Source organism: Pseudomonas sp. MAG002Y (assembly GCF_019400845.1).
Lineage (GTDB): Bacteria > Pseudomonadota > Gammaproteobacteria > Pseudomonadales > Pseudomonadaceae > Chryseomonas > Chryseomonas luteola.
The window spans coordinates 138498-158381 of record NZ_WOEJ01000009.1; the positions used below are offsets into that span (position 1 = coordinate 138498).

A 19884-nucleotide genomic window follows, 5' to 3' on the forward strand; every position below is an offset into this window, starting at 1 on the left:
TGACGGATATCAGTCGAGCAGGGTGGCCCAGCTCTCGACATCATCGGCGCCCCACTTGGCTTTCCACTCTTTCAGAGTTTTGTGGTTGCCGCCTTTGGTTTCGATAACTTCCCCTGTATGCGGGTTCTTGTATTGCTTTACTTTACGTGCACGCTTGGTGCCGCTGCCTTGAGTGCTCTTGGCATTACCGCGAGTGCCACGAGTGTTTTTGGCATCAGTGTCAAGAATAGCGATGATGTCACGCAGGGACTTGGAGTATTCACCCATCAATGCGCGCAGCTTTTCTTCGAATTCCAGTTCTTTTTTCAGTTTATCGTCTTGGGAAAGATTACGCAGGCGCTCCTGCAGCTCTTTAATAGCTTCTTCAGTGGCACGGTATTCATTGATAAGGGACATACATTTACCTGCAATGCAAGGGCTGGTCTTTTTTAATGATAGTGTTGGCGTAACAACAAGTAAACCTACTATTAACTTTTTGCAAGCATAAAACAAGTTAATAAGGTTGATAATGTTCAACTAACATTAAAACTCAGGCGCGAGATTCGTCGCCGCAAGTCGATGGAAGCTGAAGTTTTCCGTGCGCAAGGCTAGAATGGCGGCCTCCGTTTTTTCGAGGTTGTTCTATGCGCACTTTTCGTCTGGTGATTGCCTGCCCGGACGGCGTAGGTATAGTAGCCAAGGTAAGTAACTTCCTGGCGACTTACAATGGTTGGATCAGTGAAGCCAGCCACCACTCCGATACCGAAAGTGGCTGGTTCTTTATGCGTCATGAAATACGCGCCGATTCTTTACCCTTCGATTTAAAGGGTTTTTATCAGGCGTTTGCGCCAATAGCCAAAGAGTTCTCCATGCAGTGGCGCATTACTGACTCTGCAGTTAAAAAGCGTGTAGTACTAATGGCCAGCCGCGAATCCCATTGTTTGGCGGACTTGCTTCATCGCTGGCACAGTGGCGAACTGGATTGTGAAATTCCTTGTGTCATTTCCAATCATGATGCATTGCGCAGCATGGTCGAATGGCATGGTATTCCTTATTTCCATGTGCCGGTCGACCCGACTGACAAGCAGCCCGCCTTTGCCGAGGTCTCCCGGCTGATCGATGAGCATCAGGCCGATACTGTGGTGCTGGCGCGTTACATGCAGATCCTGCCGCCGGATCTTTGCCAGCGCTATGCGCATCAGGTCATCAATATCCATCACAGCTTTCTGCCGTCCTTCGTGGGGGCCAAGCCTTACCACCAGGCCGCCAAGCGGGGCGTAAAACTGATCGGGGCAACCTGTCACTTCGTGACCGAGGAGCTGGATGCTGGTCCGATCATCGAGCAAGATGTGGTGCGTATCACCCATCGTGACAATGTCGAGGACATGGTGCGTCTGGGCAAGGATGTTGAAAAGATGGTGCTGTCGCGTGGTCTGCGCTATCACCTGGAAGACCGTGTGCTGGTACATGGCAACAAGACGGTCGTCTTCAACTGATAGGTCCTGAGGTCTTATGAGCGATCCTTTCGAGCGTGCAGGGGCTTTTCCTCCTCCCGTCCTGGGGGAGGGATGTACGCAGCGCTACGACCCGGATGCGCTCAATGAAGACAGCGGCACCGATTTTCCGGGTGCCGCTGAGCTCTGGCAGAATCTCTTGACTGGCTCTACGCCTGGCGAAAGCGAATCAGGCGATTAAGCAAGGGACGTCCCGCCAGGTGAATGAACACCGGGGCGCCTGCTATGAGATAGAAGTAGTACGTCACTGCTCGCCAGATCAGAATAGCTGCCGCTGCTGTCGACTTGCCCACCATGGGTGTAAGCAGCGCACCTGATGCCAACTCTGCACCTCCAGCGCCGCCGGGCAGCAGGCTTGCCTGTCCAGCGGTCAGGGCCAGCATCTGTATCAGAAAGGTCCACGCCCAGGGAATGACGGCTCCCAGACCGACCAGCGTGATATACAAGATGCTGTTACGTAGCAACCAATGCAGGGCTGTCAGGCCAAACACCGCCGCCAGAGTGGAGTGAGGCATCCGCAAGCTTTCCTTCAAGGCATTGCGAAAGCGCAGTACCTTGCGTCCCCAGCGCAGGCGTCGTGACTGTTTTACGCCCAGGCGCTTCATGATTCGTCCATTGCTGCGCAAAACGGCGCGATGAAAGCGTGCCAATCCGAACAGCAGGACGATAATTCCTGTCATCAGGGCAGCCGTGCCTCCCAGCAGCAAACCTACGTGGGGATTCAGCGCATGGAAGAGGGCATAAATCAGGATGCCGATCAGCGCACAGACGAAAAACAGCAGATCGCTGATATGGTCCACTGCAAAGACTGCGGTGGCTTGTGCCGGTCGTACGCCGCGGCGTGCAAGAAGCGCCATCATGGTAAACGGACCGCCTGCACCGCCAGGCGTGGCGCAAATGGCAAATTCGGTTGCCATCACAATGCCCAGGGAGCGAAGGTGAGTGGTGCGATGCAGGCGTCTGAGTAGCAGGCGCAGGCGAACCGCATTGACGTTCCAGCACAGCACTATCATGCCCAGCATGAGCAGCAGCAGATCAAGTGGAAAGTCCCGTAGCTTGCCTAGTAGCCCGGTGCCGCCTAATAGAAGGGGAATGAGTGCTGCTGCCAGCAATGCACTGAGCAGCAGCCATACACCACGGCTCATGCCGCGAGACGCTCGTTGAAATAATGCCGGTTGAGCCATTCGATTTTATTGATGGGGGTGCGTCCTTCTGCCATCAGGCGTTTAAGTAGCCCCAGCCAGTAGTCCCTGGAAAATTCATGTCGCATATCGACAGGGTGTAGGCCCAGGCGGAGCAGGGGCGCTGACCGATGACGGCGAGCGGCTTGCTCGCTCATAAGCCAGGACATGCCTCTTCGCCATGGGCTTCTGGCACTCCATACCAACCCAGGCGCTTCTACCTGGCGATGGTCAGGCAGCAGATAAAAATGCTGAGGATCGCTGGTATACCGTAAGTCGGTCTGGCTCAGGGCACGACGTGTTCCTTCGCTCATCAACCAGGCTGGCGCCACAAACCCATGCAGAGACCAGCCAAAGCGCTCAAACAGCGCAATGCCTTTCTCAAGACGCTCACGGGCCTGTGCTTCATCGAGGGTGTAGAACTCACCCTCGTAGGTGTAAACCCTGCGCATGAACCAGTCACGCGGATTCGTGGGCGCTGGGGCATCATCACAGTGGAAGTGGCCATGAAGTGCCAGTTCATCACCGCGAGCCAGACGCTGATCCATGACTTTGATGAAGGCTGGATGCTGATCGATCGGGTTACGATGATGGAAATCGGGAACGACCAACAGCGTCATGGGCACACTGCCCAGTGCGTCTACCGCCTCCACAAAGGGCTGATAATCTTTCCAGGTTTCTGGTGCCACATCATGTAGCACCAGCATGACATTGCGTTCAACCATGTGCAGCTACCGGCATTTCAGACGTACCCAGCACGGCATGATAGTGAGAGAGCAGACCCGCGACTACTGTATCCCAAGCATGATGGGCCTCTACATGTTGGCGGGCCTGACGGCCCACGAGACGGGCGTCGTCCTCGAAGAGCTCGCGTACGGTGGCCGCCATGGAAGCCGGATCATGGGGTTGGCAAAGGCGTCCGGTATTGAAGGGAACGATTTCCGCCAGGGCGCCTGCCTTGACGGCAACAACCGGAATGCCACAGGCCATGGCCTCGAGCGCCACCAGGCCAAACGTCTCCTGATGCCCTGCGTGCAGCAGCACGTCGCAACTAGCGACCAGGCGTGCAACTTCGGATGCCGGGCGAAAGCCATTCATGACCGTAACGTTGTCCGGTACATGGCTGGGCATATTCGAGCCCACTAACAGCAGGTGATAGGGCTTGCCCAACTGACGAGCAGTTTCCAGCAGGATGGGTAGATTCTTTTCCCGTGAACCGCGACCGGCAAACACCATCAGACGAGTAGACTCATCCAATCCGAGCTCGCGCTTGAGATGTGGATCTCGCAAGGATGGATGGAACGTTTCAAGATCCACCCCTAACGGCTGCACATATACATTGCTCACGCCCATGCGCTCAAGCTTTTCGACCATGACCTTGCTCGGTGCCAGGACACGATCAAAGCTGCGGTACAGGCGCGCGATGTAGGTACTCATGTTGCTGCCGAACCAGGTGCCGAGCCGGTTACTGGCCAGAAGCGGAAGATCGGAGTGATAAAAACCGATAACGGGTACGTCCAGCCGGCGACCTGCGTCCAGTGCTGCCCAGGCCGTCATGTAAGGATCGCCCACTTCAATCAGATCAGGCTGCAGCTCGTGCAGTACGTTGCGCCACGGACCGCGTCGGACTGGAAAGCGGTAGCCCTTTCCAAAGGGTAGGGGGGGCGATGGAATCTCATAGATTCCGCCGTTTTGTCGATAGCTTTCTCCTGGAACAAGCACACTGTGCTGAACTCCAGGATAACGACGTAGACGGCGGTGTTTGGCATCAATATAGGTGCGCACACCGCCGCTGGCAGGTGCATAAAACATGGTCATATCAGCAATATGCACGATGGAGCTTCCTCCGTTCGGCTTCTTATAAGAACCGTCTGAAACCACCGACATGAGCATTGTGGGTAAAAAGGATAATGCAGGCTCATGCGTTCAGATGTTCTCTCCCTGTGCCCATGAATGGACCATTACAGTAAAAAGACGTTCGCTAAGACCTTGTTCTAGAGCGAAAGCTTTCGCTTCGTTAGCTAAAGAACAAATACGACAGGGTCTCCCTGCGGCGCTACCGCAGGGAGACCTGAGCCAGGAAATAGAACGCGACGTCTTTCGAAGCGCCAAATATCAGTACGCGCTGGCGTGATCCAGCGTGCTGATATCCTCGGCACTCAACTGAAGGCGGGTGGCCTCTGCCAACTCCTTGAGCTGGTCAAGCGAGGTGGCGCTGGCAATGGGGGCCGTGACGCTGGGACGTGCCATAAGCCAGGCAAGGGCCACACGAGCTGGGGTCGCATCATACTCCTCGGCCACTTCGTCCAGAGCCGACAGAATCGTAACGCCTCGCTCGGTCATGTATTTCTTCACGGAATCGCTGCGGGCACCCTTGATATCATCCTTGGTACGGTACTTGCCGGTCAGAAAGCCGCTGGCCAATGAGTAGTAGCTGATCACACCCAGTCCCAATTCCTGTACCACAGGCTCAAGATTCTTTTCATAGTCCTCGCGCTCGTAGAGGTTGTAGTGAGGCTGAAGACTTATATAACCCGGAATCCCAAGACGCTGGGCGATCTGATGCGCTTCGCGTAGGCGCTCGGCACTGTAGTTGGATGCGCCGATAGCGCGGACCTTGCCTTGCTCGACCAGTTTGGCCAAGGCCTGCAGGGTTTCTTCCAAAGGCGTATCAGAATCGTCGATATGGGCCTGATACAGGTCGATATGATCGGTTTGCAGGCGCTTGAGGGAGTCCTCTACGGCCCGCTGAATATACTCGGCGCGTAAACCTTTCTTACCGTCCCCCATATCCATACCGACCTTGGTAGCCAGAACGATCTGGTCGCGTTTACCGCTCTTCTTCAACCAGTTGCCAATGATGGTTTCCGACTCACCGCCCTGATTGCCGGGTACCCAACGCTCGTAGACGTCAGCCGTATCGATGAAGTTGAGCCCGTGGTCGACCAGCCCATCAAGTAGAGTGAACGACTTGGCTTCATCAAGCGTCCAGCCGAATACGTTCCCACCCAAGGCAAGTGGAGAAACGTGCAGGCCGGATTGACCGAGTTGACGTGTGCTCATGGTGTTCTCCTTTTAACGACGATAGGACCGTCCGCTGCCAAGCGGCGAACAGACCTCAAAGGAGGTGTGACTAGAGTGAGCAGGGATCGTTCTGGACGCGGGCGTAAGGAAGGAGGAGCGAAAGGTTGGGGCCCCGGTCATTGACCGGGGCCAAAGGCGTTACTGTGTCTGGGAAACGGCGCGGTTCAGGGCACTAAAGAGTGCGCGGAAGCTGGCGGTTGTCAGGTTTTCGTCGATGCCGATGCCATGCAACGGGCGGCCACCGTCCAGGCGAACCTCGATATAAGCCGCCGCCTTGGCATTGGCGCCTGCACCAATAGCGTGCTCATGATAATCCATGACTTCGATCTGGACCGGTAGAGCTGACACCAGCGCCTCCAGTGAGCCATTGCCGGTGCCTTGCCAATGCTGGGTTTCACCCTTGGCCATGACTTCAACGTTGACCGCGCTGATACCGTTCTCTTCCTGCAAACGGTGACGCTTGAGCTGGTAAGGCGAAACGGCCTTCAGATACTCGTTATCAAGCAAGTCGTAAATCTGCTGTGCCGTCATTTCCAGCCCCAGGCGATCGGTTTCCTTCTGAACGACCTGGCTGAATTCGATCTGCATCCGACGCGGCAAGGTAATGCCATATTCCTGCTCAAGCAGATAGGTGATACCACCCTTGCCGGACTGGCTGTTAACCCGGATGACCGCCTCGTAGCTGCGACCAATGTCGGCGGGGTCGATCGGCAGGTAGGGCACTTCCCATAGGGTGTCCGGCTTCTGCTGGACGAAACCTTTGCGGATGGCATCCTGGTGTGAGCCCGAAAACGCGGTGTGCACCAGATCACCCACGTAGGGATGGCGGGGATGAACCGGCAACTGATTGCATTCCTCGACCACCTTGCGTACGGCATCGATGTCGGAGAAATCCAGTTTGGGATCGACTCCCTGGGTATAAAGATTCAAAGCCAGTGTCACAAGGTCCACGTTGCCGGTGCGCTCGCCATTGCCGAACAGGCAGCCCTCGACACGATCAGCGCCTGCCATCAGGCCCAGCTCGCTGGCTGCAACGCCAGTACCGCGGTCGTTATGAGTATGGAGGCTGACAAGCACGCTGTCGCGACGATTGACATGACGGCAGAACCACTCGATCTGATCCGCATAGACATTTGGCGTGGCCGCCTCGATGGTGGCGGGCAGGTTGAGGATCAGGCGGTTCTGTGGGGTCGGCTGGAAAACGTCGATCACGGCATTGCATACTTCGACGGCAAAATCCGTTTCCGTGGAGCTGAATACCTCAGGTGAGTACTCGAAACGCCATTGCGTCTGCGGATTGGCATCAGCTAGGCGCTTGATGACACGACCAGCATTGACGGCAATCGCCTTGACGCCTTCCTTGTCCTGGTTGAAGACGATGCGACGGAAGCTGGGCGCGCAGGCATTGTAGTAGTGCACGATTGCCTGCTTGGCACCTTTCAACGACTCGAAGGTGCGCTCGATCAAGTCCTCCCGCGCCTGGGTCAATACCTGAATGGTAACGTCATTCGGAATGTGGCCGTTTTCGATCAGCTCACGGACAAAATCAAAATCGGTCTGCGAGGCTGATGGGAAGCCTACCTCGATTTCCTTTACGCCTACCTGCACCAGCGTCTTGAAGAAACGCATTTTCTTCTCGCTGTCCATTGGCTCGATCAGAGACTGGTTTCCATCACGCAGGTCCGAACTTAGCCAGATGGGCGCTTCGGTAATGGTCTTGGACGGCCAGGTGCGGTTGGGCAGGTCGATAGTGGGAAATGCACGGTATTTCTTGGACGGATCTTTGAGCATGGCCATGAGAATAATCCTTTAGTTCTTGTTTCTTTCCGCGACTGTAAGAGCGGCGCCATAGTTGAATTGCCGGTCATGGCGCTAGAAAGCACTGCGGCAAGTGAATTCGATGTGTGTCGAGTTCAGGGTCGCAGTCGCGGACTGACCAGACGCAGGCAGGCGTGTTGCCGTAGCAGGATGAGGGTATGTGAAGTAGTCATACCCTCAACACTAGTGAGGAATGCCTTGAATGGCAAGCATGTTTAAAAAATTGGTATAAATCATCGTAAGACGCTTTTTAAAGCAATAAAAATTTAAAAAATAGAGGTTTGTTGGATTATTTTTGATGCGCGTAAAGGGTGTCCGAGCGATGGTTCGGATGTCTGGTCGCCTGGGAATATCAAACATGCGACCATAAGGACTCACTGAGACTGGAAGCTGATACGTGATACCGCAGAGGCGCCCGCGACGTTTTGCCTGGCTTGGCTTGTTTGCCATGGCCATGGCCTTTGTCGCACCGGTGGTGTCCCAGGCTCTGGCAGCCCATCACGTCCACAGGCATGAGCATCATCACGATGGCATGACCCATTCTCTGGACAAGCAGCCCTCCGTATCGAATACCTTGCAGATTACACAGACGCCACACTGGGTGTATGTCTGGGAGAAATGCGGCTATTGCGATCTGTTGTTCAATAATCCGCCGCTTTCATCTGAATTCTTCATACGTCCGCCGCGCACACTGTATGACAGCCCGGTATACCTGGGCCTGGCTGCACGGGGATTTGCGCGGCTGCCCGTTTTTATAGGGGCCATGACCCGGGCGCCGCCTGCAGGTGTTTGAGCAACTCGATATTTTAGGTGCCTCGACGGCACGGTAATTCTGTTTTGTTCACGCTGGCGTCTGACGCCTGTAAGGTATTTTTATGCGTATTTTGTTGAGTCTTGTTGCTGCACTGCTTCTCACGCCCTATGCCATGGCACATGAGTATGAAACGGGTCAGCTGCATATTGATCATCCCTGGTCACGCGCTACGCCTCCCGGGGCGCCCACCGGAGCGGTTTACTTTGTCGTGCACAATCACGGTAAGCAGGCGGATCGGCTGTTAAGCGCTGATTCGCCTGTCGCGGCTAGTGCTGAACTGCACACCACTATCAACAAGGATGGGATGATGGGCATGCGCCATATGGAGCAGGGGGCCGAGATCGTGTCCGGTGCCGAGTTGCGCCTGGAGCCTCAGGGTAATCACCTGATGTTGGTCGGGCTCAAGCAGCCTCTGGTTGCAGGGCAGCGTTTTCCGCTGACGCTGCATTTCGAGAAGGCAGGTAATGTTGAAGTGCAGGTAGCTGTTCAGGATGACGCGCCTGACGCCCATGAGCATCATCATCAGCACTGATTCTTTTCCTTCGAGTCTGCCTGGATAGCCCTGATAGGGAGTTCAGGCGGGTTAAAGGAAATAGAAATAGGTCGAGTAGCCGTCAGCTCCATTGGCGTGTCGGCAAAGGGATCAGTGTGAAGGCAGTGACAAAAGAGGCATGACAATGCCTCTTTTGTCACTAAGTGAGGTGATCACCTGACGGTGAGCGCCTTCGTAGTCTTGGTAGACAACAGGTGCCGGTCAGGCTTCCTGTTCGTGAACGTCCTGCTCGGAATGAGCTTTTTGTTCAGCGATCTTCTGCACTTCCGCTTCGTAGACCTTGTCCATGACGCTGGGACGTTTCCGCCAGGGTTTACGGTCAGGAGTCGATTGAGCCGCGTATGTGGTGATTTCACCACCATAGATGTTTTGAAAGCGCTGGGCCTGGCGTTCCAGTTCGGCGCGAAGTTCTTCTTTCGTCACTTTATTTAAATCTTCACTATTTGTTGTAGTCAAGGCGGTTGATACAAGCTCAGGGCGAGCGTGTATTGCTACTGACCGCACGAGTCGATGGCCAAGTTGAAAAGATTACTGAACTGCCATCAGGCTAAGCCCTATTTATATAAGGCCTAAACGGTCTTGTCACCTATTCTTAATGTATTGCGTTATTTGTCAGCCTCAATGAATGGGGCCTTTCGAAACACTTTCCAAGTATGGAAACGCTCCGAAACAGGGCCTTCCCGTCTGATCATGCCTGAAAGTGGTGCACATCATCAGAGGAGGCAAGCGGTTAGAGCACGAGCTAGAGCCCTTGTTCCCTGATAGAAGGAGAGTTGGCATCATTTTTTCTTATCTATTTCACAAAGCATGGCGATGTGCCTGTAAGCCTTGACTCTTTATGCGCCCCGATGCGCCCGGGTAACGAAGCCTGAACACGTGTTTCACGACACCTGTTCGGGCTTTTTTTTGGAGCGAAAAAATGCACGGTAAGGTGGTATCGATTGGCGCTTTATTCTCTACCGACGGCACTTACCGGCGTATGGGCCGAAATGCGTTAGCGGGTGCAGAGCATGCCATTGCCGAGCTTAATGGAAGCGGTCACCTGGACTTTGAGCTTCGCCTGCATCATTTCAACCCCGAAGGTAGACCAGAGCGCTACAGTGAGGGGCTGGCTGAGCTGCATGCACGTGGAGTCCGACACATTTTCGGGCCTATCACTTCGGCCAGCCGTAAGGACATCATCCCTGATCTTGAGCAGCGCAACAGTCTGCTCTGGTTTCCATGCCCTTATGAAGGGTTCGAAAGCAGCGAAAACGTCTTATACCTCGGGGGCTGTCCTAACCAGACGTTGATTCCCCTGCTGCGTTTTGCCATCGAGGCATTTGGCGGCCGAGCCATGCTGATTGGCTCCAACTACGTATGGGGCTGGGAAAGCAACCGTATTGCCCGCGAGATCATGGAGGCAGCGGGTGGCGTCACTTGCGGTGAGAAGTATTTTCACTTAGGCATTACTGCGTTTGGCGAGGTGATCGAAAGTTTACTCACCAGTCGGCCAACGTTCGTACTGAACAACCTGGTTGGCGAATCTTCTTATGCCTTTTTGCAGCAGCTGGACCAGGTGTGCGTCGAGCGTGATATGCGCCTGCCGGTGCTCAGCTGCAACTTTACCGAAGGGGAGCTGGTCGAGCTCGGACGCATGCAGGCCTTGCGGCTGTTTTCCTGCGGACCTTACTTCGAGGCGGTGGACCCGATATTCAGCCTGCGTCAACGCCGTCGGCATGGGCCGCACCCTTATTCACACTATTACTCCTGTACCTACGCCGGAGTGTATCTGCTGGCGGAGGCCTGCCAGAGAGGCGGCAACGATACACCGGTCGAGGTATGCAAAGCCCTGTATGCCGCACCGGTGAAAACAGCGTTGGGCGACCTACAGGTATCGCCCCGCAATAACCACACCAGCCTACCGTGCTACATCGCCGAACTTGAAGACGAGCGCTTCGTGATCCGGCATGTCGAGCCCGCATTGTGTGAGGCGGACCCGTACCTGACGGCGACTGACCTCAGCGTATTTCGTACCCGGCGGCATGCCGTACCGTCCCGCCATTTGAGGATCGTCAAGTGACTCTGCTTAAGCGTCCCGATTTCGAGAATACCCGTTTGCTGCTGGTGGATTGTGATGAGCGCGCCCAGGCGAGTCTGCAAAAAAGCCTGCAGCGTCTGGGTGTTGCGGCGTCGGTCGTGGCGCAGGATGTCGAAACCGGCCTGAATGATGTATTGGCGCTGGTCGTGGAACTGGATCAGTTCGCCAGCCCCGTGCTGTTGGCCGAGGCGAATAGGCGCGCTCTGCCGATCATCGCACTGACCCAGCACGAGACGCTGTCACAAATTCAGCGTGCGCTAGAGTTAGGCGCAACTGCGATGTTGAACAAGCCCATCACGCAGGGCTCGGTTTACACCACGCTGATGATGGCCATCGGGCTGCGCGACCGGCTGCGTGATGAACAGCAGAAAGTCGTAGGTCTGCAAGACAAGGTGGACAGCCGCCCCCTCGTGGCTCAGGCGCTGGCCTGGCTGATGGTCGAGCTGGACGTCACGGAAACGCAGGCCTACGAGCGTATCCGTCACCTTTCGATGCAAACCAACCGGAGCCTGGAAGAGATCTGCCTGGATCTGACCCAGGCGCATCGGCAGGATGCAAGGGAGGCTCGCTCATGACGGGCGTAGCCACCTTGTATCGTCGGCCCTCCGTCGTAATCGCATTGCTGTTCATTGTGGCAATCGTGCTGCTGGCTGTACTGGCGCCCTGGGTGGCGCCCTACGATCCTTCCGAGCAGTTCATCGAGGGACTGACCCTGGAGGGCGCGCCGTTACCGCCGGATGCGACGTATCACCTGGGAACGGATCTGCTAGGCCGTGATCTGCTGTCGCGCCTGCTCTATGGCGCACGCACCTCCTTATTCATCGGCGTACTGGCCAATGGGATTGCCGTATTGATCGGCACGCTGGTCGGCCTTGCGGCGGGCTTCATACGCGGTTGGCTCGGAACGATTCTGATGCGGTTTACCGACCTTATGATGGCTTTTCCAGCGTTGCTGCTGGCCATCGCCTTGGCAGCCATCTTTCAGCCCAGCGTATGGATCGTGGCGTTGGTGATCGCCATGGTGAACTGGGTACAGATCGCCCGGGTGATCTACTCGGAAACCGTGGCCTTGTCAGCGCGGGATTTCGTTGAGGTCGAGCGTACCCTGGGCGCAAGCTCCATGCGCATTCTCTTCTCGCACCTATTACCGCATCTGGTCCCTACGATTCTGGTCTGGGCCACGCTGGGCATCTCCACCACCGTATTGCTGGAAGCTACGTTGTCGTTTCTGGGTGTGGGGGTTCAACCGCCAACACCCAGCTGGGGCAACATCATTTTTGAAAGTCAGACCTACTTTACGTCAGCGCCCTGGCTGGTGCTGTTTCCCGGGGCGGCCATCGTACTGCTGTCGCTGTCGTTCAATCTGGTCGGTGACGCGTTGCGCGATGCCCTTGATCCGACGCTGAAGGGGAGAGGCTGATGTTGACCTTCATGACCCGCCGAGTGGCGTACGCATTGCTGATCCTGCTAGGGGTTACGCTGATTACCTATCTGCTCCTGTTCATGCTGCCGGCCGATCCGGCGCGACAGATCGCCGGGCGCAGCGCGACACCCGAGGTGGTCGAGAACATTCGCCATCAGTTGGGGCTGGATCTACCGTTCTACCAGCAATACTTCAACTACCTGAAAGGGCTGTTACACGGCGACCTGGGGCGCTCCTTTATCCAGCGCTCGGAGGTCTCTGAGCTGATCGGCTCACGTCTTGTGCCTTCGCTGCAGCTCATGGGGATGGGCATCCTGTTCGAGCTGATCATCGGGATCGGCCTGGGCATTATCGCCGCGCTCAAGCGGGATTCGTTTGCCGACCGCCTGCTCATGGCCTTTTCCTTCATAGGCGTGTCGTCCCCCCAGTTCATCGCCGCCATGCTTTTTCTGTACTTCTTTGCCGTAAAGCTTGGCTGGTTTCCCATGGGGGGGTATGGCGAGTTTCACCACATTCTGTTGCCTGCTCTGACACTGGGGCTCCTGGGGAGCGGTTGGTACTCGCGGATGGTGCGGTCCTCCATGATCGAGGCCTTACATCAGGACTTTATTCGGACGGCGCGGGCCAAGGGGCTGAGTCGTCTGCGTGTGGTGTTCCGCCATGTGCTGCCTAACGCCATCGTTCCAATCATTCCGATGATCGGAATCGATATCGGCATTTTTATGGGTGGGCTGGTGGTCGTGGAGTCCGTGTTCGGCTGGCCTGGCATCGGTCAGCTCGCCTGGCAGGCCATTCAGCAAGTGGACATTCCCGTCATTGTTGGCGTTACGACCGTCTCGGCCGTGGCGATTGTCGTGGGCAATCTGCTGGCTGATCTGGTGATTCCGCTGGTTGATCCGCGTATCGATGTGAAAAAGCACTAACGACATCTAAAAAGAGGCAGGAGCATGAGAAGGAACGCTTTATCCCTGGCCATTGCGGCTACGCTGTTCGCTGGCAACCTGCTGGCGGCCGAACCCAAGACGGGCGGCGAGGCGGTCATCACCTATCAGAACGATGTGGCGACGCTGGATCCAGCTATTGGCTACGACTGGCAAAACTGGTCCATGATCAAAAGCCTGTTTGACAGGCTCGTCGACTACAAGCCCGGCACGACGGAGCTGATCCCGTCACTGGCCGAGCAGTACACCGTCTCTGATGACGGCACCGAGTACACCTTTACGCTGAAGAAAGGCGTCAAATTCCATAATGGTCGCGAGTTGAAGGCCAGCGACATGAAATATTCCCTGGAGCGGGCCGTCAACCCGAAAACCCAGAGTCCGGGCGCCGGATTTTTCTCGTCCATCCAGGGCTATGAAGACATGACCTCTGGCAAGAGCCAGACGCTGAGCGGGGTCACGACGCCTGATGAATACACCGTCAAGATAAAGCTGAATCAGCCTAACGCTACCTTCCTGCACATCATGGCGATCAACTTCGCCTCGGTCGTTCCGAAAGAGGCGGTCGAACAGTGGGGCGCTGACTTCGGCAAGCATCCGGTAGGTTCCGGTGCCTTCGAGCTGGCCGAGTGGAAACTCGGCCAGCAGCTGGTCTTCAAGAAGAACCCGAACTACTTCCATGCTGGCGTACCGTATCTGGATAGCATCAAATTCGAGATCGGCCAGGACCCGACGGTCTCCCTGATGCGTCTGCAAAAGGGTGAAGTGGACATTGCCGGGGATGGTGTGCCCCCCGCGCAATTCCTGCAATTCAAGAATAACCCGCAGCAGAAGGAGCTGATGGTCATCGGTGACCAGTTACAAACGGGATACCTCACGCTGAAGACCACGCTGCCTCCGTTCGACAAACTTGAGGTTCGAAAGGCCGTAAACATGGCGATCAGCAAGGACCGGATTGTGCGCATCATTAATGGTCGCGCCAAGCCGGCCAACCAGCCACTGCCGCCTGCCATGCCCGGGTATGACGCTGCGTTCAAGGGCTATGCTTACGATGTGGAGGGCGCCAAGAAGCTCCTGGCCGATGCAGGCTTTCCCAACGGTTTCGATACCGAGCTGTATGTGATGAATACCGACCCGCAGCCACGTATCGCCCAGTCCATCCAACAGGACCTGGCCAAGGTGGGTATTCGTGCACAGATCAAGTCCCTGGCGCAGGCCAACGTGATTGCGGCAGGTAGCGAGAAAGACAAGGCACCTATGGTGTGGTCGGGCGGTATGGCCTGGATCGCCGACTTCCCCGATCCATCAAATTTCTACGGCCCGATCCTGGGGTGCGAGGGGGCGGTAGCGGGTGGCTGGAACTGGGCCTTGTACTGCAACAAGGCGCTGGATGCCGAAGCGAAAAGGGCTGATTCGATGGCCAAACCCGAGCAGCAGGCCGAGCGGATTGCCTTATGGAAAAAGATCTTTACCGATGTCATGGCCGATGCGCCGTGGGTGCCGATCTTCAACGAGCAGCGCTTTACCGTGCGATCTGCTCGCATGGGAGGTGACGATGCGCTGTATGTCGACCCTGTCCACGTCCCTGTCAACTACGACTACATCTGGGTGAAGTGAATGTGCCAGAACTGCTTGGTTAAAACGATCCATAGCATCAACAGCCATTTTGGCTGGGACAACAGCTTCGAGCCAACGGCTCGGGTAGCGCCCGGAACCGAACTGGAGTTTCAGTGCCATGACTCCTCCAACGGCTACTTCAACGCACAGTCGGTCGCCGCCGATGTGTCCACGATGCCGTTCGACAAGATTAATCCGGTTACCGGGCCGATCTTTGTCGAAGGGGCCCAGCCAGGTGATGTGCTCAAGGTGACGATCGACAGCTTCAAGCCTTGCGGCTTTGGCTGGACCGCGAATATTCCAGGCTTTGGCCTGTTGGCCGATCAGTTCAAGGAACCGGCGTTGGCCTTGTGGCATTACGACAAGGAGAGCCTGGCACCTGCCGCGTTCGGTGCGTTTGGCAAAGTTCCGCTCAAGCCGTTCGCAGGCACCCTTGGCGTCGCTCCGGCTGCACCAGGACCGCATTCGATCGTACCGCCCCGTCGCGTGGGCGGCAACCTGGACATCCGCGACCTGGCCGCCGGCACTACCCTGTACCTGCCCGTGGAAGTAGAGGGGGCGTTGTTTTCAATAGGGGATACCCATGCAGCCCAAGGTGACGGTGAGGTCTGCGGGACGGCCATCGAGAGCGCCATGGACGTGGTGGTGAAGCTGGACCTTATCAAGTCCACTCCCTTGGCTGCGCCGCGCTTCAGTACGCCGGGGCCGGTGACCCGTCACCTGGATGCCATGGGCTACGAGGCCTTTACCGGTGTTGCGCCTGACCTGATGGACGCGGCCCGCCAGGCGGTGAGCAGCACGATCGACTGGCTCTGCCGTGAGCACGGCATGCCTGCCGAACAGGCCTACATGCTGTGCTCGGTCTGTGGTGATCTGCGAATCAGTGAAGTGGTGGACATGCCGAACTGGGTGGTCTCGTTCTACTTCCCCAAAGTAGTCTTCAACTGAGGTAATGCCATGACTGCCGAGACACCCCGGCCTTTGCTGTCGGTCGAGCACCTGTCCATCGAGTTTGGCAGCAGGCGCGTCGTGAATGACCTCAGCTTTGCCCTGCACAGTGGCAAGACCCTGTGTATCGCCGGAGAGTCCGGCAGTGGTAAATCCCTCACCTCGCTGGCCATCATGGGGTTGCTGCCCAAGATAGCGCGATTGCCCAGCGGCGTTATCCTTTTCGAGGGACAGAATCTGCTGGATCTGCCCGAGCGGCAGATGCAGGCGCTCCGGGGTAAGGACATCGGCATGATCTTTCAGGAGCCCATGACATCGCTCAACCCATTGATGACCGTTGGCCAGCAACTGGAGGAGACGGTACGTCGGCACGAGGCGGTGAGTCGTGGTCAGGCGCGGCAGCGTGCCCGTGAAATGCTCGACGCGGTGCGTGTACCCCAGGTGGAAAAGCGCCTTACGCAATATCCCCACGAGTTGTCCGGCGGGATGCGGCAACGGGTAATGATCGCCATGGCGATGCTCTGCCGTCCGCGGGTGCTGATTGCTGATGAGCCTACCACAGCCCTGGACGTCACCATTCAGGCCCAGATCCTTGAACTCATGCGCGAGTTACAGGGCGAGTTTGGCACCACGCTGTTAATGATCACCCATGACATGGGCGTGGTGGCGGAAATGGCCGATGAGGTCGTGGTGATGAATCAGGGCGTGATGGAGGAGCGGGCACCGGTACGCGAGCTTTTCAGGACGCCCAAGGCAGCGTATACGCAAAAGCTTCTGGCGGCCGTGCCGGTACTGGGAACAGCCGCCAAACCTGAATCGCGAGCAATGCAGCCAGTAGTGCTGGAGGTTCAAGACCTCACCGTGCGTTTTCCGCTGCGGGGCGGCTGGTTCGAGGAAGCTCGCAACGTTCACGCGGTGGAAAACGTAAGCCTCACTCTGCACCAGGGCGAAACCTTGGGAATCGTAGGGGAGAGCGGCTGCGGCAAGTCCACGACCGGCAGAGCGCTCATGAACATGCTGAGTTACCAGGGCAGCGTGAAGCTCATGGGGCGGGAGTTGAATGGGCTTGTCGGCAATGCGCTCAAGCCGGTGCGGCAAGATATCCAGATGATCTTTCAGGATCCGTACGCCTCCCTCAATCCGCGCAAGACAATCCTGGACCTCGTAGGCGAGCCTTTGCTTATTCATGGACAAGGCGATCTTGCGGCCCGTAAGAGGCGTGTCGCCCAATTACTGGATCAGGTTGGCTTACCGGCTGAGGCAATGGAGCGCTACCCGCATATGTTTTCGGGCGGACAGCGGCAGCGTATCTGTATTGCCCGTGCGCTGGCGCTCAACCCCAAGGTCATCATTGCGGATGAGTCCGTATCGGCGCTCGATGTGTCCGTACAAGCACAGGTGCTCGATCTGCTGGAGCGCTTGCAGAGGGAATATCAGCTGAGCTACGTCTTTATTTCCCACGACATGGCAGTGGTCGAGCGTATCTGTCATCGTGTGGCGGTCATGTTTTGCGGTCAGATCGTTGAAATCGGTCAGCGTGATCAGGTGCTTGGAAATCCGCAACATGCTTATACGCGGCGGCTATTGGCTGCTGTGCCCATGCCGGATGTGGATCACCGCAAGGACTTTAAAAGCCTGCTCAAGGAAGTCGAAACGCCTGACCCTATCAAGCCACGTGGTTATCAGGCTCCCTTGCAACGTTATCGCGCGGTAGATCTGGATCATTGGGTTGCGGTTTAAGTCTTTGATTGACCTGAGGTTGCTGCTCTGGTATCTGTACGCATATACAGTTATCTGGGTCATCAGGTATGTCGATTACCGTACTAGGGCGAAGCGAGCGGCTTCGCCATTTATTGCCCGAGGCGGACTCTCTGCGGATCAGCGGCTTTCAGTCTGCGGCGGGTCAATGGGAAGAAAACGCCATCTCGCTGGATAGGCTGGTGGGGTTGGGCGAGTCACCAATCTGGGTGGTGATGGTGGATGATGAAAGCCTGCTTGAGTTCAGGATCTATCCGGGAGATCGGCTAATTATCGATCGGGCAGTAGAATGCCGACCGGGGCATCTGGTTATCATGGATGTGAACGGCCAGTATGAAATACGCCGACTGACGCATGATAACCAGGGCGGTCGCCTGCTGTTGGGTGGGCATCGTCAGGCGCGCCCAATCAATTACGGTCGCGATGAGCCTCTGGATGCGTGTGGCGTCGTAACCTTTGTGCTTAGCTATGTGGCACAACCGGCAACGTAATCAGCGTCGGCGCTGCCGTTAATCCACTGCTTCAACGCGCCAGCCACTTTTCCAGTTCTGCCACATCGTTTCCGGCGCCGGCTGCCCGGTTTTCGGCCAGGCGCCAATAGAGTTGTGCCATGGCAAGGTACAGTGCCTCGCTGGGACGGTCTTTTTGCGCAAAGGCAGCGATCTCTTCCATTTCTGCTACCCAACGGTAGGCTTTGGGGTACATGTCGGGCAGTTTCTCGTTAGCCCACTCGTAAAGCATCGGCTGGCTGCATTTGAGTTCATCGCGCAATGCCTGGCCGGAACCACTGCGCTCGGCAGCCTGCACCATGGCAGCGATAAGGCCGGTCAGCCCCTTGGTAATACCGGCATAACTCATCTTAAGTCCTGACGCGGCACCGATGGGTGCTTCCAGTACCTTCACCGGAAGGCCATAGTCGTTGAGCTGGGCAAATCGCGCGGCATGCTCGCCTGAGGCATAGAACGAGGGGCACGTTCGTTCAGGCGAAGGAGGCGTGCCAAAGATGGCCGCATCGACGAAGGCGCATCCTGCATCGGTAAGGGTCTGACCGACCTGCTCGACGGTGGCTGGAGCAATAGCGTTACAGTCTACATAAACGGTCTTTTTCATGCGGCCCAGAATGGGGGCCAGCTCTTGCGCCAGCGGTAAGGCTTCGGACGGCGGCACAATGGAGAGTAGAATGTCGGCTTCACCCAGCTGTTCCTGTTCGACCTCCCGCAACCCTGCCGCTGCGGCGCGCTCGCGGGTAGCCACGCTGCGGCCAGCCAGGGTGGTGCAGACATCCAGGCCGTGATCGCGCAAATAGCGGCCCACAGCAGCGCCCATGGAGCCTGGGGCGATCAGGGCAACGGTCAGCGTCATGGTTCATCCTCGTGGGTTGTTGTTTTCATTCCTAGCTGATCGGCCAGATCCTGCAAGTCACTGGCAACCAGATCCCAGCCGTCGGCTGGCTGTTCGATCGGACCTTTTGGTCCTTTTTCCAGAGGGCGCTGAATAAAGGCCGTCCGCAGACCCAGCTCACTGGCTGCCTGAAGGTCATTGTTATGGGCCGCACACAGCATGACTCGTTCAGGTTCAAGGCCCAGCAGGGTGCAGGCGCCGAGGTAACATTCGGCATCAGGCTTGTAGTGATTGAACAGATCCGCGCCGAATACCATATCCCAGGGAAGGCCGGCGTGGCGTGCCATATTGACCAGCATGGCAACGTTGCCATTGGACAAGGCGCTGATGCTATAGCCCTGCTTGAGTCGAGTCAGACCGGGAACGGCATCCGGCCAGGGATTGAGGTGATGCCAGAGGCGATGAATCCAGTCCACTTCAGCCTTGGTCAGGCCAACCAGTCCGTATTGGGGCAGCAGTTCCTCAAGCGCCACACGGTGCAGGTCGTCAAGCGGCGTCCAGGGTAGCGTTCGCTCGCGAATCTCATCCATCAGCGGGCCGTAGGCCTCAGCTCGCCAGGCATCGACAAGGGCAGGCCAGTCGGCTTTAAGGCCGTTTTTCTCCCCAAAGGACTCAAGTGAGGCGATCAAACTACCCCGCCAGTCGACTACGGTGCCGAACACATCGAACAAAAGTGCGTGTACTGTCGTCTTCATTGCGAACTCATCGCCTGCGTAAGAAGTACCTACTGTCTTGACGGAAAGAGGTGCGGCGCAGTTCCCCAATCTGATTTAGGA

General features: G+C 56.7%; 21 protein-coding genes. 12 read left to right on the plus strand and 9 right to left on the minus strand.

Annotation, left to right across the window (positions count from 1 at the left end):
* Window positions 1-9: 9 nt before the first annotated feature.
* Complete coding sequence (gene mvaT, locus GM154_RS14630) at window positions 10-396, minus strand: histone-like nucleoid-structuring protein MvaT (protein WP_010795251.1); 387 nt, start codon at window positions 394-396, stop codon at window positions 10-12.
* A gap of 227 nt (window positions 397-623) precedes the next feature.
* Between mvaT and purU the strand changes: the two genes are divergently transcribed.
* A complete protein-coding gene (gene purU / locus GM154_RS14635; protein WP_010795250.1) occupies window positions 624-1475 on the plus strand; it encodes a formyltetrahydrofolate deformylase in 852 nt (283 codons plus the stop codon).
* A 16-nt stretch (window positions 1476-1491) separates the two neighbouring features.
* Entirely contained in the window at window positions 1492-1674 is a 183-nt protein-coding gene (locus GM154_RS14640; RefSeq protein WP_219652610.1) for a hypothetical protein, read from the plus strand.
* Here the strand turns inward: GM154_RS14640 and GM154_RS14645 are convergent.
* From GM154_RS14645 to leuA, 5 genes are all read right to left on the minus strand, one after another.
* Window positions 1643-2638: a lysylphosphatidylglycerol synthase transmembrane domain-containing protein gene (locus GM154_RS14645; protein WP_125887680.1), complete on the minus strand. Its 996-nt coding sequence runs from the start codon at window positions 2636-2638 to the stop codon at window positions 1643-1645. The two genes, GM154_RS14640 and GM154_RS14645, sit on opposite strands and share 32 nt — an antisense overlap.
* The gene (locus tag GM154_RS14650) at window positions 2635-3399 is read right to left on the minus strand and encodes a DUF2334 domain-containing protein (protein ID WP_219652611.1); all 765 of its coding nucleotides are present in this window, start codon (window positions 3397-3399) and stop codon (window positions 2635-2637) included. Before GM154_RS14650 ends, GM154_RS14645 begins: the two co-directional genes overlap by 4 nt.
* Window positions 3392-4507, minus strand: a complete 1116-nt coding sequence (locus tag GM154_RS14655; protein ID WP_010795246.1) for a glycosyltransferase family 1 protein — start codon at window positions 4505-4507, stop codon at window positions 3392-3394. Before GM154_RS14655 ends, GM154_RS14650 begins: the two co-directional genes overlap by 8 nt.
* 282 nt (window positions 4508-4789) lie before the next feature.
* Window positions 4790-5737, minus strand: coding sequence for an aldo/keto reductase (locus GM154_RS14660; RefSeq protein WP_125887678.1), 948 nt, complete (start codon window positions 5735-5737; stop codon window positions 4790-4792).
* A gap of 159 nt (window positions 5738-5896) precedes the next feature.
* Window positions 5897-7555 carry a 2-isopropylmalate synthase gene (leuA, locus tag GM154_RS14665; RefSeq protein WP_219652612.1) on the minus strand — a complete coding sequence of 553 codons (1659 nt, stop codon included), beginning with the start codon at window positions 7553-7555 and terminating at the stop codon, window positions 5897-5899.
* 418 nt (window positions 7556-7973) lie between these two features.
* On the opposite strand from leuA, the gene GM154_RS14670 reads away from it, so the two are divergent.
* Both GM154_RS14670 and GM154_RS14675 read left to right on the plus strand, forming a co-directional pair.
* Window positions 7974-8369, plus strand: a complete 396-nt coding sequence (locus tag GM154_RS14670; RefSeq protein ID WP_219652613.1) for a DUF2946 domain-containing protein — start codon at window positions 7974-7976, stop codon at window positions 8367-8369.
* Between the two features lie 82 nt (window positions 8370-8451).
* Complete coding sequence (locus GM154_RS14675) at window positions 8452-8922, plus strand: copper chaperone PCu(A)C (RefSeq protein WP_074824681.1); 471 nt, start codon at window positions 8452-8454, stop codon at window positions 8920-8922.
* 222 nt (window positions 8923-9144) lie between these two features.
* Here GM154_RS14675 and GM154_RS14680 read toward each other — a convergent pair whose 3' ends face one another.
* Window positions 9145-9366, minus strand: coding sequence for a hypothetical protein (locus tag GM154_RS14680; RefSeq protein ID WP_037029664.1), 222 nt, complete (start codon window positions 9364-9366; stop codon window positions 9145-9147).
* A 496-nt stretch (window positions 9367-9862) separates the two neighbouring features.
* On the opposite strand from GM154_RS14680, the gene GM154_RS14685 reads away from it, so the two are divergent.
* The 8 genes from GM154_RS14685 (at window position 9863) to GM154_RS14720 (ending at window position 18198) form a co-directional block, all read left to right on the plus strand.
* Entirely contained in the window at window positions 9863-11005 is a 1143-nt protein-coding gene (locus tag GM154_RS14685) for a transporter substrate-binding protein (protein ID WP_219652614.1), read from the plus strand.
* On the plus strand, window positions 11002-11598 hold the full coding sequence (locus tag GM154_RS14690; protein WP_219652615.1) for an ANTAR domain-containing protein: 597 nt from the start codon (window positions 11002-11004) through the stop codon (window positions 11596-11598). Before GM154_RS14685 ends, GM154_RS14690 begins: the two co-directional genes overlap by 4 nt.
* Window positions 11595-12443, plus strand: coding sequence for an ABC transporter permease (locus GM154_RS14695; RefSeq protein WP_122041989.1), 849 nt, complete (start codon window positions 11595-11597; stop codon window positions 12441-12443). Before GM154_RS14690 ends, GM154_RS14695 begins: the two co-directional genes overlap by 4 nt.
* On the plus strand, window positions 12443-13369 hold the full coding sequence (locus tag GM154_RS14700; protein WP_258019851.1) for an ABC transporter permease: 927 nt from the start codon (window positions 12443-12445) through the stop codon (window positions 13367-13369). The genes GM154_RS14695 and GM154_RS14700 overlap by 1 nt, the downstream gene beginning before the upstream one ends.
* 24 nt (window positions 13370-13393) lie before the next feature.
* Window positions 13394-15001 (plus strand): ABC transporter substrate-binding protein, encoded by a 1608-nt coding sequence (locus GM154_RS14705; protein ID WP_219652616.1) that lies wholly within the window; start codon window positions 13394-13396, stop codon window positions 14999-15001.
* Window positions 15002-15949 (plus strand): acetamidase/formamidase family protein, encoded by a 948-nt coding sequence (locus tag GM154_RS14710; RefSeq protein WP_197871023.1) that lies wholly within the window; start codon window positions 15002-15004, stop codon window positions 15947-15949. It abuts the gene before it with no gap.
* 9 nt (window positions 15950-15958) lie between these two features.
* Complete coding sequence (locus tag GM154_RS14715; RefSeq protein ID WP_219652617.1) at window positions 15959-17689, plus strand: ABC transporter ATP-binding protein; 1731 nt, start codon at window positions 15959-15961, stop codon at window positions 17687-17689.
* A 68-nt stretch (window positions 17690-17757) separates the two neighbouring features.
* Window positions 17758-18198: a S24 family peptidase gene (locus tag GM154_RS14720; RefSeq protein WP_219652618.1), complete on the plus strand. Its 441-nt coding sequence runs from the start codon at window positions 17758-17760 to the stop codon at window positions 18196-18198.
* Between the two features lie 31 nt (window positions 18199-18229).
* Here GM154_RS14720 and GM154_RS14725 read toward each other — a convergent pair whose 3' ends face one another.
* Both GM154_RS14725 and GM154_RS14730 read right to left on the minus strand, forming a co-directional pair.
* Window positions 18230-19069: an NAD(P)-dependent oxidoreductase gene (locus tag GM154_RS14725; RefSeq protein WP_122041995.1), complete on the minus strand. Its 840-nt coding sequence runs from the start codon at window positions 19067-19069 to the stop codon at window positions 18230-18232.
* Window positions 19066-19803, minus strand: a complete 738-nt coding sequence (locus tag GM154_RS14730; protein WP_197871027.1) for a haloacid dehalogenase type II — start codon at window positions 19801-19803, stop codon at window positions 19066-19068. Before GM154_RS14730 ends, GM154_RS14725 begins: the two co-directional genes overlap by 4 nt.
* Window positions 19804-19884: the final 81 nt, after the last annotated feature.

Bases quoted from the DNA above. Each gene is read 5' to 3' on its own strand.
- GM154_RS14660 (WP_125887678.1), bottom strand. From the start codon at position 5,737: ATGAGCACACGTCAACTCGGTCAATCCGGCCTGCACGTTTCTCCACTT.
- GM154_RS14725 (WP_122041995.1), bottom strand. From the start codon at position 19,069: ATGACGCTGACCGTTGCCCTGATCGCCCCAGGCTCCATGGGCGCTGCT.
- GM154_RS14650 (WP_219652611.1), bottom strand. From the start codon at position 3,399: ATGGTTGAACGCAATGTCATGCTGGTGCTACATGATGTGGCACCAGAA.
- mvaT (WP_010795251.1), bottom strand. From the start codon at position 396: ATGTCCCTTATCAATGAATACCGTGCCACTGAAGAAGCTATTAAAGAG.
- purU (WP_010795250.1), top strand. From the start codon at position 624: ATGCGCACTTTTCGTCTGGTGATTGCCTGCCCGGACGGCGTAGGTATA.
- GM154_RS14640 (WP_219652610.1), top strand. From the start codon at position 1,492: ATGAGCGATCCTTTCGAGCGTGCAGGGGCTTTTCCTCCTCCCGTCCTG.
- GM154_RS14710 (WP_197871023.1), top strand. From the start codon at position 15,002: ATGTGCCAGAACTGCTTGGTTAAAACGATCCATAGCATCAACAGCCAT.
- GM154_RS14705 (WP_219652616.1), top strand. From the start codon at position 13,394: ATGAGAAGGAACGCTTTATCCCTGGCCATTGCGGCTACGCTGTTCGCT.
- GM154_RS14645 (WP_125887680.1), bottom strand. From the start codon at position 2,638: ATGAGCCGTGGTGTATGGCTGCTGCTCAGTGCATTGCTGGCAGCAGCA.
- leuA (WP_219652612.1), bottom strand. From the start codon at position 7,555: ATGGCCATGCTCAAAGATCCGTCCAAGAAATACCGTGCATTTCCCACT.
- GM154_RS14675 (WP_074824681.1), top strand. From the start codon at position 8,452: ATGCGTATTTTGTTGAGTCTTGTTGCTGCACTGCTTCTCACGCCCTAT.
- GM154_RS14700 (WP_258019851.1), top strand. From the start codon at position 12,443: ATGTTGACCTTCATGACCCGCCGAGTGGCGTACGCATTGCTGATCCTG.
- GM154_RS14685 (WP_219652614.1), top strand. From the start codon at position 9,863: ATGCACGGTAAGGTGGTATCGATTGGCGCTTTATTCTCTACCGACGGC.
- GM154_RS14715 (WP_219652617.1), top strand. From the start codon at position 15,959: ATGACTGCCGAGACACCCCGGCCTTTGCTGTCGGTCGAGCACCTGTCC.
- GM154_RS14695 (WP_122041989.1), top strand. From the start codon at position 11,595: ATGACGGGCGTAGCCACCTTGTATCGTCGGCCCTCCGTCGTAATCGCA.
- GM154_RS14730 (WP_197871027.1), bottom strand. From the start codon at position 19,803: ATGAAGACGACAGTACACGCACTTTTGTTCGATGTGTTCGGCACCGTA.
- GM154_RS14720 (WP_219652618.1), top strand. From the start codon at position 17,758: ATGTCGATTACCGTACTAGGGCGAAGCGAGCGGCTTCGCCATTTATTG.